Annotated in this window: 12 protein-coding genes; 5 read left to right on the forward strand and 7 right to left on the reverse strand. The window is 67.5% G+C overall.

The genetic code is table 11. The annotated features are described in order from the left end of the window. Position 1: 1 nt before the first annotated feature. The 4 genes from AB0L60_RS17040 to AB0L60_RS17055 all read right to left on the reverse strand — a co-directional run bounded on the left by AB0L60_RS17040 (position 2) and on the right by AB0L60_RS17055 (position 3,175). Positions 2-427 carry a DUF4254 domain-containing protein gene (locus AB0L60_RS17040; protein WP_364614195.1) on the reverse strand — a complete coding sequence of 142 codons (426 nt, stop codon included), beginning with the start codon at positions 425-427 and terminating at the stop codon, positions 2-4. A 136-nt stretch (positions 428-563) separates the two neighbouring features. Further along, a complete protein-coding gene (locus AB0L60_RS17045; protein WP_364614198.1) occupies positions 564-1,325 on the reverse strand; it encodes an SDR family oxidoreductase in 762 nt (253 codons plus the stop codon). Positions 1,326-1,405: 80 nt separating this feature from the next. Continuing rightward, the gene (locus AB0L60_RS17050) at positions 1,406-1,987 is read right to left on the reverse strand and encodes a TetR family transcriptional regulator (protein ID WP_364614201.1); all 582 of its coding nucleotides are present in this window, start codon (positions 1,985-1,987) and stop codon (positions 1,406-1,408) included. A 33-nt stretch (positions 1,988-2,020) separates the two neighbouring features. Continuing rightward, complete coding sequence (locus AB0L60_RS17055) at positions 2,021-3,175, reverse strand: epoxide hydrolase (protein WP_364614204.1); 1,155 nt, start codon at positions 3,173-3,175, stop codon at positions 2,021-2,023. A gap of 92 nt (positions 3,176-3,267) precedes the next feature. On the opposite strand from AB0L60_RS17055, the gene AB0L60_RS17060 reads away from it, so the two are divergent. Further along, positions 3,268-4,236, forward strand: coding sequence for a YafY family protein (locus AB0L60_RS17060; protein WP_364614207.1), 969 nt, complete (start codon positions 3,268-3,270; stop codon positions 4,234-4,236). A 346-nt stretch (positions 4,237-4,582) separates the two neighbouring features. Here the strand turns inward: AB0L60_RS17060 and AB0L60_RS17065 are convergent, their stop codons facing one another. The 3 genes from AB0L60_RS17065 to AB0L60_RS17075 all read right to left on the reverse strand — a co-directional run bounded on the left by AB0L60_RS17065 (position 4,583) and on the right by AB0L60_RS17075 (position 7,896). Continuing rightward, entirely contained in the window at positions 4,583-6,022 is a 1,440-nt protein-coding gene (locus AB0L60_RS17065) for a DUF222 domain-containing protein (RefSeq protein ID WP_364614210.1), read from the reverse strand. 63 nt (positions 6,023-6,085) lie between these two features. Beyond that, on the reverse strand, positions 6,086-6,811 hold the full coding sequence (locus AB0L60_RS17070) for an ABC transporter ATP-binding protein (protein ID WP_364614213.1): 726 nt from the start codon (positions 6,809-6,811) through the stop codon (positions 6,086-6,088). A 35-nt stretch (positions 6,812-6,846) separates the two neighbouring features. Next, entirely contained in the window at positions 6,847-7,896 is a 1,050-nt protein-coding gene (locus tag AB0L60_RS17075) for an ABC transporter permease (RefSeq protein ID WP_364614216.1), read from the reverse strand. Positions 7,897-8,026: 130 nt separating this feature from the next. Between AB0L60_RS17075 and AB0L60_RS17080 the strand changes: the two genes are divergently transcribed. The 4 genes from AB0L60_RS17080 to cobM are packed head-to-tail and all read left to right on the forward strand — an operon-like array spanning position 8,027 to position 11,097. After that, the gene (locus AB0L60_RS17080; RefSeq protein WP_364614219.1) at positions 8,027-9,205 is read left to right on the forward strand and encodes a sensor histidine kinase; all 1,179 of its coding nucleotides are present in this window, start codon (positions 8,027-8,029) and stop codon (positions 9,203-9,205) included. Further along, positions 9,202-9,837: a response regulator transcription factor gene (locus AB0L60_RS17085; RefSeq protein WP_364614223.1), complete on the forward strand. Its 636-nt coding sequence runs from the start codon at positions 9,202-9,204 to the stop codon at positions 9,835-9,837. Before AB0L60_RS17080 ends, AB0L60_RS17085 begins: the two co-directional genes overlap by 4 nt. A gap of 18 nt (positions 9,838-9,855) precedes the next feature. Beyond that, positions 9,856-10,281 carry a PPOX class F420-dependent oxidoreductase gene (locus AB0L60_RS17090; protein WP_364614226.1) on the forward strand — a complete coding sequence of 142 codons (426 nt, stop codon included), beginning with the start codon at positions 9,856-9,858 and terminating at the stop codon, positions 10,279-10,281. 57 nt (positions 10,282-10,338) lie between these two features. Further along, on the forward strand, positions 10,339-11,097 hold the full coding sequence (gene cobM, locus AB0L60_RS17095; protein WP_364614229.1) for a precorrin-4 C(11)-methyltransferase: 759 nt from the start codon (positions 10,339-10,341) through the stop codon (positions 11,095-11,097). Positions 11,098-11,400 lie beyond the last annotated feature (303 nt).

Consider the following 11,400-nt stretch of genomic DNA (forward strand, 5'->3'; position numbering starts at 1 on the left):
GTCAGTGCGCACCGGGCAGACGACGACGCCCGGTGCACACTTCCGACGCCAAGTCCTCATACCCGACCGCCAATTCGGCCAGGTGCTCCCAGGCAATGGTGAGTTCCCGGCCGGATTCGTGCGCCAGCGCCGCATAGGCGGTGGCGGTGAACCGGGCCAGCCGATCAATGACCGCGCCCAGGGTTTCGGTGTGCACCCGGGCCGCACCGTGTGATGGCGGCAATTGCGCGGTCACCCAGCAGTCGATCTGATGCACCAGGCCCGTCCGAATGGTGTCGAGTTCGGTCAGCTGGGCCGGTTCGGCATTGAGCAGGCGCTCGTGCAACGCGGTCAGATCCTGCGCCGCGCGTAGCAGTGGATGACCGGGCTGACCAGAACCGCGGCAAGCCTCAAGGACCTGGTTCTTGGATGGCAGTGTATCCCTCATCGCGACTCCTATAACGCGACCTGCGAATTCCCAGCACGTTAGTCAGCGCAGATGACAGGTACGTGTCTGCCGGTTCAACACCCCACTTCAATTCGGCTATTGGAAGCTCGCCGTACCCGTAGGACAAACGGTGAGATCACGCGGTAGCGCCGCCGTCGATCACCAGATCGTGGCCGATGACGAAAGCGGATTCCGGGGAGGCCAGCCACACCACGGCCGCCGCGATCTCCGCCGGATCCCCGACCCGGCCCAGCGGAATTGCCGACGCCACGCGCGCATCGCGATCCGCGCGAGTTTCCCCCGGGCGGAAGGACATTGGCGTATCGGTCGCACCCGGGCTGACCGCATTGATGCGAATACCGTCACCGATATGGTCACGCGCGGCGGTCTGGGTCAGCACGCTGACCGCCGCTTTGGATGCCGCGTAGGCCGCCAGACCCGGACGGCGGCCGTGCGCGCCGATATTCGAGGCCATATTCACGATGACGCCGCCGCCATTGCCGCGCATATGGGCGATCTCGTGTTTCATCGACAGGAAGACACCGGTCAGGTTGACATCCAGCACCCGGTGCCAGTCGGCATCCTCCAGCTCGCCGACCGGGGCGGGCGTGCCCAGAATTCCGGCATTGTTGAAGGCCACGTGCAGGCCGCCGTGCCGGCGCACGACCTCCTCGATCATGGCCGCGACCTGGTAGCCGTCGGTGACGTCGGCGACCACCCAGTCGACCGTACCGCCGGCCGGCCGGACTCGCCCGGCCGCGTCGGCCAGCTGCCGGGCATCACGGCCCGCCAGCACCACCGTGGCGCCGAGATCGGCGAAGGCCTGGGCGGTCGCGCCCGCGATCGTGCCGGCGCCGCCGGTGATCAGCACAGTTTTGTCGTCGAATCGGGTGCTCATGACGGTTCGTAACTCCTTTTCAGAATGATCGTTCTTGAATGTGATCAGCGGGAAAGGCTGTGGATGAACGGGAAACCTGTTCAGCCGAGCACGGATACGGCCACGCGGGCCGCATCCTGCAGGCGTGCAGTCGAATCCGGCGTGCGCTCGATGACGCGGATTCCTTGGAAGAAGACGAGAAGGAATCGGGCGAGTGCGCGCGGGTCCGCGTTCGCGGCCAGTTCGCCCTGTGCGCGGGCGCGCAGCAGCGCGGAAGTCAATGTCGTTTCGAGGTGCGCCCAGCTGGACTCCACGAGCCGCGCCACCGCCTCGTCGCAGTGCGCCAACTCGACGGCGCTGTTCACGACCAGGCAGCCCAGAGATGAATCGGGACTGGATGCTTCGCGTACGAACCGCTGCGCGAGTCCGCGCACCGCGGGCAGGACCGGACCCGGCTGCGACAACTCGTCCATGATCACCGGATCGGTGGTCTCGAGGTAGCGCTGGAGGGCCTTCAGGTAGAGGTCGCGCTTGCCGCCGAAGGTCGAGTAGATGCTCGCCCTGGCAATCCCAAGATGCTCAACCAGATCCGACATGGACGTCGCCTCATAGCCGCGCTCCCAAAACAATTCGAGAGCGCGGCGGAGCGTGGTGTCCGGATCGAACTCCTTGGTCCTCGCCATGGCGAGGACAGTACAACTTTCAAGATCGATCGGTCAAATATGGCGGGCTCGGTGGATCTTGCCGAAGCAGGCCTGAATATCGGCCACGTGCGCCCGGGGAACGTCCATGGCAAGGAAGTGGTTGCCGGTGTTGCCCTCGGGCCAGTGCACGATGGTGTTGTCGCGGTCGGCGAGCCGGCGCATGACCGGCGAGCCCCCGGCGTACACGCCCACCGGGACCAGCTTCTGGCCGGTCGGCCATGCGAAACCATGGTCGCCCAGTCCGTTGTACATCGGCCAGGACGAGGTGGCGGCGGTATCGGAGAACCAGTAGACGCTGACATTGGTCAGCAGCTGGTCGCGGTCCACGGCGTCCTCCAGCCGGTCGGCCAGCGGAGAGAACTCGTCGAACTTGTGGACCAGCCACGCGAGCAGGCCGATCGGGGAGTCGGTCCAGGCGTGGGCGAAGGTCTGCGGCGCCTGGCGGAGCAGGACATGGTGATTCACGCCGGACTGCCACTTCTGCATGAGATCCCACTCGGCGCGTTCCTCGGCCGTCATGGTCGGGACGTCCGCCTCGGTGGGCAGGCCGATGCCGCCGTCGATGTGCACGCCGACCAGGTGGCCGGGGGCGGCGATCGCCATCTCCTGCACCACGTACGCACCGAGATCCCCGCCCTGTGCGCCGTAGCTTTCGTAACCCAGGCGGGCCATGAGCTCCACCCACATGCGGGCAACGTGCCGCGGCCGCATGCCCGGTTCGCGCGGCGCCGCCGAGAATCCGAAACCCGGCACCGAAGGGATCACCACATGGAACGCCTGCGCCGACTCCATGCCGTGCGCTCGCGGATTCGTCAGCAGCGGAATGGTTTTCGTGAACTCCACGAAGCTGTTCGGCCAGCCGTGGGTGAGGATGAGCGGCAGCGCGTCCGGGTCGTCCGAGCGCACGTGCAGGAAGTGCACGTCCAGCCCGTCGATCTCGGTCAGGAACTGCGGGAATTCATTGAGCGCCGCTTCCTGTGCGCGCCAGTCGAATTCGGTGCGCCAGTATTCGGCCAGCTCGCGCAGATAGGCCACCGGGACGCCGCGCTCCCAGCCCTGTCCCGGGAGTTGCCGGGTCCAGCGGGTCCGCGCCAGCCGGTCGAGGAGGTCGTCGAGATCGGGCTGCGGGATGGCGATGCGGAACGGGCGGATATCGGTGCTGGTCATCGTGACTCCTGACGTCGGGCGGGCGATCCGCTGACCACGGTAGGAGTTATCTAGGACTATTCTCGTCCTATTTCGAGCGGAGGATGGCGGGTATGAGCGACACGTCGGCACGACTGCTGCGGCTGCTGTCCCTGCTGCAGACCCCGCGCGAATGGCCCGGCAGCGAACTCGCCGAACGTCTCGGTGTCACCGATCGCACCGTCCGCCGCGACATCGACCGCCTCCGCGATCTCGGCTACCCCGTCGCGGCCACGATGGGCGCCACCGGCGGCTACCGCCTGGTGGCCGGGGCCGCGATGCCGCCACTGCTGGTCGACGACGAGGAGGCCGTCGCCATCGCGGTCGGCCTCCGGGCGGCCGCGGGCTCCGCCATCGCCGGCATCGAGGAGGCGTCCGTCCGCGCGCTCGCCAAGATCGAACAGGTACTGCCCGCCAAACTGCGCCGCCGGGTGCGAGTCCTGGGAGCCGCCACCGTCCCGCCCCGCTCCGGCGCGAACGCCGTCGACCCGGAGCTCCTCACCGCCCTGGCCGCGGCCGTGACCAACAGGGAGCGGATCCGCTTCGCCTACGAAGCAGCCGACGGCACCGCAACCCGACGCAACACCGAGCCCGTCGGCCTGGTCCCCCACCGGCACCGCTGGTACCTCGTCGCCTTCGACCTCGACCGCGACGACTGGCGCGTCTTCCGCGCCGACCGAATCCACCGCCTCCACCCCACCGGCGCCCGTTTCACCCCACGCGACCTCCCCGCCGCCAACCCCGCCGCCTATGTAACCGGCGAGCGAACCGACTGGGGAACCCCAACCCTGCATTTCCAGGTCGACATCGCCGCACCCGCCGAAGCCGTAATCGGCCGCCTGGGCGAAGGCCCTGGCGACATCGTCCCGCACGGACCGAACACCTGCGCCCTGAACATGTCCCGGGACGACCTCCCCGAATGGGTAGCACATCGCCTCCTGGAGCTGGGTGTCGAATTCGAAGTGCACAGCCCTCAGCAACTGACGGACGAGCTGCGAAAGATCCGCGATCGCGCCGCCCGCGCAATAGAAGCCAAAAGATAAAAACCAAAACCCAAAAAATCAAAAGACAAAAGATGCCTGGAGAAGGGAGGAGGCCGGGCTCACGTCCGCGCCTGCACCTACCAGCCCCCTCACCCTTGAAGCCGCATGTGGGGTTACTGCAGGAGATATTGCTTCGGATCACGGGGGTTGGGTCGCCACATGATGGTTGTCGGCGTCGTGGTGGCGGCAGTGGCGATTGAGATCGGAGAAACTGTGGCAGGAATGTCGGTGCGGGCGTTCGGCGTTCGGCGGGAAACGGTGAGCCGACGGGGCGCGGGGTCGTCGGTGGCGGTCACGGTCACGGACGCGGTGGTGATGGCATCGGAATTGCATGCGCAGCCGGGAATCATGCGGCCCGTGAACCCCACCTTCGGCAACTCGATTCGATGGCAGCGGCGACCCACTGCCCAACGTGATGTCTGTCGTTCACGCGCGGGGTGCCTGTGGGGTCAAGACATTTCGGGGCAATCCATCCGGTGCGTCCCCGATAAGGGGAATCTTTGTCCATGACAACGGTTTTCCAGCCCTCGGGACTGTCGTTGACCAGCGCGTGGCAGTGATCGCAGGCCAGGGTCAGGTTGTTGAGATCGGTGAGGCCGCCCTTGGCCCAGTCGGTGATGTGGTGCACCGCGCACATCGAGGCGGGCGCATCGCATCCCGGTCGGGTGCAGCCCTTGTCGCGGGCGATCAACGCCAAACGCTGCGCCGGGCTGGCCAGTCGCTGGCAGCGACCCAGGTACAGCGGCAACCCGTCGGCGTCGAGGACCGCCAGCACCGGGCGGGTGCCCTCGGCCAGCTTCAACGCCTCGTTGATGCTCACGTGGCCGCCGGAGGCGGTGGTCGCGATCCCGGCCCCACGCTCGAGGTCGGCGAGGTTCATGGTCAGGATGGCCTGGACCGGCAGGCCCCGGTGGGAGCCGAGCTTGGCGGGGTCGACACCGGGCTGCAGCAACGCGAACAACGCGTCGTGGGTGCGCTGACCGGCATCGCGGCGATCACGGCGGGCGGCGGCCTCCAGGATCTTCGAATCGACGACAGCGGCAGTGGCGGTGGGGCTTTCGGGGTCTTCGAGGTTGCACATGCCCGGACGGGCGAACTTTGCGAACACCGCATCCAACAGGGCCCGCAGCTCGGGGGTGATCCAGCCTTCGATCCGGGACATGCCATCGATGCCGGGGCGGCACAGCAGGATTCCGCGCTTGCGGCGGCGGTCGGTGTCGGAGATGACCTTGCCGTCGGGGTCGATGCGGGCGAGGATGTCGCGGCCGATCTTGGGCAGGTCGTCGGGCCAGCCGGTGCGCGAGTGGCCGACGAGGATGTGTTCGGCTTCCGTGCGCGCCTCTGCGGGGGTGTCGGCGGGCAGGTGGTTCATGACGTCGATGATGTTGCGGACGTGGTCGCGTGAGATGTCGCCTGCCTCATAGGCTTCGGCGGTCGCGGCGAGAGCGGGCGGGCGCAGGTGTCCGGTGGGTTCGAAGAATTCTCCGCACTGGCGGGTGATCTTCACCCGCACCGACGCGTCGTACTTCGACAATCCCAACGTCTGGCGCAGGAACGGCACCAGATCGCCTGCCCCGCTGGTTTCGGGCAGGGATCGATCCGCGGCCTCGATGATCAGGCGTGAATCCAGCGCCGCCAGTTGGCGTTTGCAGGTTTCCAGGCGCTGCATCAACACCACGACATCGGCATCGGAGAATTGCTTCAGGCTGGTGTTCGAAAGGGTCTGGACTGCGGTCGCCAATTCGGCGATACCGCAGCTCTCCAGCGCTTCCCCCTTCGAATTCATGCCTCTATTCTATCGCCACTGCAATAGCACGGGAATCCGAATTGTCCAGTATCCCCGCATATTTCAAGCCGCCAATGCCGTATCCTGTTGTTTAAGAACGCCATCGACCATCCGATACACACTGTCCATCTGATCCAAGTGCGACAGATCGTGCGTCACCAGCAAGGTCGAGGCTCCATGCTCCCGCACGATCCCGACGATCAGATCGATGATGGCCGCCCCGCGCTCCTGATCCAACGCACTGGTCGGCTCGTCGATGACCAGCAGCGACGGGTCGTTCATCAGGGCGCGCGCGATGTTCACCCGCTGCCGCTGTCCGCCCGAGAGCTGAGCCGGCCGCTTGTTCTCGTGCCCCGAGAGTCCCACTGCCGCCAGCAGATCCCGTGCGCGCGACCGAGCTGCGCGCCGCTTGGCGGGCGAGACGAACCAGCTCTGCCCCAGGTGCACCATAGCCTCGAGCTGCTCGACGGCGGTCAGCGCCGGGACCAGATTGGACTGCTGGAACACGATGCCGATCGAGTTGCGACGCAGCGTCGCGGCGTCGCGTCGGCTCAGCGAGGCGAGATCAATTGTGCCCGTGGCTGTTTCGAGCTCGACCCGCCCCGAATCCGGGCGCAGCAGGGTGGAGACGGTGGCCAGCAGGGTCGACTTTCCGGAGCCGGACGGCCCGGTGATGGCCGCGATCTCGCCGCCGCCTACACGCAGGTTCACGTGGTGGAGGGCGGTGATGCGGTCCGTGCCGTCCGGGAAGGTGAGGGTCAGATCGGAGACGGTCAGTGCGTTGGTCATCGCAATGCTCCTGGGAGGCAGAGGGAGTGTGGTCATCAGCGGGCCTGGTTGAGGGCGGTGAGGGGATCGGTGGTGACGAGGAATCGCAGTGCGAAGGCCGCGCCGAGCAGACCGAGCGCGATCAGCGCCGCGGCCGGGAACAGCGTCGTGCTCGCACTGAGCACGAAAGGCACTGCGCCGCCCATGAACACGCCCGCCACGGCGGTCAGGCCGACACCGACGCCGACACCGAGCAGCAGCACGATCAGCGCCTGGCTCAGGGCATCCCGGATCAGGGAGCCGGTGGTCGCGCCCAGCGCCTTCAGCGTCGCGATATCCGGCTGCCGCTGCACGGTCCACACCGTGAAGAACGCACCGATCACCAGCGCCGAGATGGCGAACAGCATGACGGTCATGAGGGTCAGCGACCCGTTCTCGGCCTGGTACGACGACATCGCGGAGAGCGAGTCCTTGCTGCTGGTCGTGGTGGTGTGCGCGGTCGCGTTCACCGCGGACTGATCGCTCACGCCGGACACCGCGAGAATGGTGGCCGCGCCCGCATGGGGGTTGAGGGACTGCCAGTCCGCCAGCGTCATCCACACCACGGGGGTGTGCGCGTACCAGTCGTCATCGGTCACGCCCTGCACGGTGTAGGAGGCCGCGCCCAGCTCCACGGTGTCGCCGGTCTTGGCGGCGAGGTCCTTGGCGGCGGCCTTGGACAGGATCACCGAGCCCGGATCGGTTGCCACGCGCTTGCCGAAAGGCGTGCCCTGGATGCCGAACAATGCCACCTGGGTGGGCGACGCGCCGTCGAGGGTGGCGCGGGTGCGGCTGATGCCGATCGGGTCGACGGTGCCGCCCGCCGCCTGCCACGTCTGCACCTGCTCGGTGCTCAAGGTGGAGGCGTCGAAGGACGGGGAGGACCCGGTATCGGAGAAGACGACCGTGTCGGTCTCGAGGGACTGGATGGCGGAAATGTTCTGGTGCGCCAATCCGGCCGTCAGGCCGCTGAGAAAGCTCACCAGCAGCGCGACCAGCGTGACCACCAGGGAAATGAGGAGGAAGCGGCCGCGGGCGGCCCGCAGATCTCTGAGTGCGACGAACATGATTCCACTGTGTCGTCGCGGACCTCGAAAACCATCGTCGAGCAGGACGGTTCCCGGACCAGCCAAGGGTGGGGCGGCGTTTCCTACTTTCGATGGATGCCGCGGCAATAGCCGGGCATAAGCTGGTCGCGTGCACCGCTCGCCACTCACCCCGGTCTTCTCCGCCCTGCAGGCGGGACTGCATGTCATGGTGGTGGCGCTCACCATCGTGGTGGCGGTGCAGGAGTTCCTGACGGGTGCGCATCGGGTGCTGGTCGTGGTGCTCGCGAGCGTCTTTCTCGGCGTCTACTTCGCCGGCGGCCGGTTCCGTCGCAATCTGCCCGCGGCCCGGGTGTGGCTGGGCCTGTTGACGCTGCTGTGGCTGGGCCTGGTGATCGTGGCTCCGCTGGCGGTGTACCTGGTGTTCGGGCTGTTCTTCCTGTATCTCCATCTGCTGCCGCGCAATTGGGGGCTGCTCGCGGTGACCGCGGCCACGGTGGTGTCGGTGGTCGGGTTCGCCGCGCACCGCGGCTGGACGGTGGCGGGTGTGATCGGCCCGCTGCTGGGCGCCCTGGTCGCGGTGGCCATCGGGCTCGGCTACCAGGCGCTGTTCCGGGAGGCCGCCGAACGGCAGCGCCTCATCGACGAATTGCTCGCCACCAGAAACACTCTCGCCGAACGGGAACGCACCGCGGGCAAGATGGCCGAGCGGGAACGCCTGGCCCAGGAGATCCACGACACGGTTGCCCAGGGCCTCAGCAGTATTCAGTTGCTGCTGCACGCCGTCGAGCGCGCCGCCCCGGATCATCCGGCGCTGGGGAAGATCCGGCTGGCCCGCGAGACCGCCGCCGACAGCCTGGTCGAAACCCGCCAGCTCATCGCGGAACTCACGCCCGCCGCACTCGAGGGCCAGTCCCTCGCCGGTGCGCTGCACCGCATTGCCGAGCGGGCCGCCGCGCCCGGCCTGGACGCCCAGGTGCTCGTCGAGGGGGAGCCGCAGGCGCTGCCCATGTCCATGGAGGCCGCCCTGGTCCGCATCACCCAGGGCGCGGTCTCGAATGTGGTGCGGCACGCCCACGCTCAGCGCATGCGGGTCACCCTCACCTACGCCGATGACGCCGTGCACCTGGACGTGGTCGACGACGGCGTCGGCATCGATCCCGCGGTGCTGGCCGAATCCCCTTCCGGCAGTTTCGGCCTCAATGCCATGCGCAGCCGGGTGGAGCAGCAGGGCGGCACCATGGATGTCGAATCCGAGCCCGGCCACACCGCGGTCACCGTCTCCTTCCCCCTGGAGGAGCAGCCCACCTTCCCCTCGGAGCAGAAATGATCCGCATCCTCCTCGCCGACGACCACGCCATCGTCCGCGCGGGCCTGCGCGCGCTGCTGGACTCCAGCGTCGCCGAAACCGATTGCGACGACATCGAAGTCGTGGGCGAGGTGGCGACCGCCGAAGAGTCCGTGGCCTTCTGCTCCACCACCCCCGTCGACCTGGTCCTGATGGATCTGCGCTTCGGCCCCGGCAAGTCCGGCGCGGACGCCACCGCGGCCCTGCGCGAACTCCCGAATCCGCCGAATGTCCTGGTGGTCACCAACTACGACACCGACGCCGACATCCTCGGCGCGATCGAGGCGGGCGCGGTCGGCTACATCCTCAAGGACACCCCGCCCGCCGAACTACTGGCCGCCGTCCGCTCGGCCGCCGAGGGCGAGAGCGTGCTGTCGCCCTCGGTCGCCTCGCGTCTCATGACGCGAGTCCGCAAGCCCGACACCACCTTGAGTCCGCGCGAGATCGAGGTCCTGCGGCTGGTGGCCGACGGGCATTCCAACCGGGAGATCGGCAAGCGCCTGTTCCTCTCCGAGACCACCGTGAAATCCCACCTGGTCCACATCTATTCGAAGCTCGGCGTCAAATCCCGAACCTCCGCCGTGGCCCGGGCTCGCGAGCGCGGGGCCATCTGAGGTCGTACGGTGTCGCCCATGGCCTCACTGTCCGATCAGCGTGTACGCGACTTCCTGACCGAGGGCACCCGGACCGGCAAGCTCGCCTTCGTGGCGAGCGACGGCCGCCCCCTGGTGGCGCCCGTCTGGTTCATCCTCGAAGGCGACGAGATCGTCTTCAACACCGGCAAGGACACGGCCAAGGGACGCTCGATCCGGCGCGACGGCCGCCTGAGCCTCTGCGTGGACGTCTCCGCACCCCCGTACTCCTTCGTTCAGGTCCAGGGTGTGGCCGAAGTCTCCGAGGACCCGGGCGAACTACTCCGGACCGCCACCGACATCGGCGCCCGCTACATGGGTCCCGACCGCGCCGACGAATTCGGCAAGCGCAATGCCGTCCCCGGCGAACTCGTGGTCCGCCTCCGCCCCACCAGGATCGTCACCGACTTCTCGGTCAGCGGCTGATCGCGGTGCCGGTGGCGGCCGGGCAATTCGGCTGAGCGGGTGTGCGAGACTCGGCCGATGACAGTGCACTTCATCGGGGCCGGGCCGGGGGCGGCGGATCTGCTGACCGTACGGGCGGTCGAGCTGCTGCGGTGGTCGCCGGTGTGCCTGTACGCGGGGACCTATCTGGATCCCGAGGTGCTGGGGCACTGCGCGCCGGATGCCGAGCTGATCGATACCCAGCGGCTGGATCTGGACGAGATCATCGCGCACTGTGCGCGGGCACACGCCGAGGGCAAGGACGTCGCGCGGTTGTGCTCGGGCGATCCCTCGCTGTATTCCGCGCTCACCGAACAGAAACGCAGGCTGGACGCCCTGGGAATCCCCTGGGACGTGACGCCCGGGGTGCCGGCGTACGCGGCCGCCGCGGCGCTGCTGGGTGCGGAGCTCACCGTGCCGGAGCAGGTGCAGTCGGTTGTGTTGACCCGTACACAGGCGCGGTCGACCACGATGCCGGAATCGGAGGCGCTGGCAAATTTCGCGCATACCCGGGCGACCCTGATCCTGCATCTCGCCATCACCCGGATCCGAACCCTCGCACAGGAACTGGTTCCCGACTACGGCGCGGACTGCCCGGTCGCGGTGGTCTACCGCGCGACCCAGCCTGAACAGCAGGTTCTCCGGGGCACCCTGGCCGATATCGCCGATCGCGTGGAGGCGGCCGGACTGCGGCAGGCGGCGGTGATTCTCGTGGGTCCCGCATTGGCCGAAACCCTGAACTGTGCCCAGTCGCATCTGTACGATCCTGCTCGCGATAGGTCGCACATCACTGGCTGAAGGAACGAAATGCGATGATAGTTAAGGGCTATGGCCCTTTCTTATTGTCGCTTGCGCGCTGACGGTAGATTGGACCGAGTGTCCGTCACCAAGTTTGCGACTGTGGCTGCCCTGCAGCGGCCGACGGGTGTGGTCGCGCCCATGTAACAAGATCGGCCAGCTGGGGGGATACCCCAGGGAGTCTCAATTTACGGTGAAGTGAGCCCCGAACACCGGACGCCACGCTGAAGCAGGCGTGGCGTTTTGTTCGGGTTTTCGGCGGGGAGCGCTGCGTGTCGTGGTGTTCCGGAAGCGAGGTTTGGG

The organism is Nocardia sp. NPDC051981 (genome assembly GCF_040680715.1).
In the GTDB taxonomy this organism is placed as follows: Bacteria; Actinomycetota; Actinomycetes; order Mycobacteriales; family Mycobacteriaceae; genus Nocardia.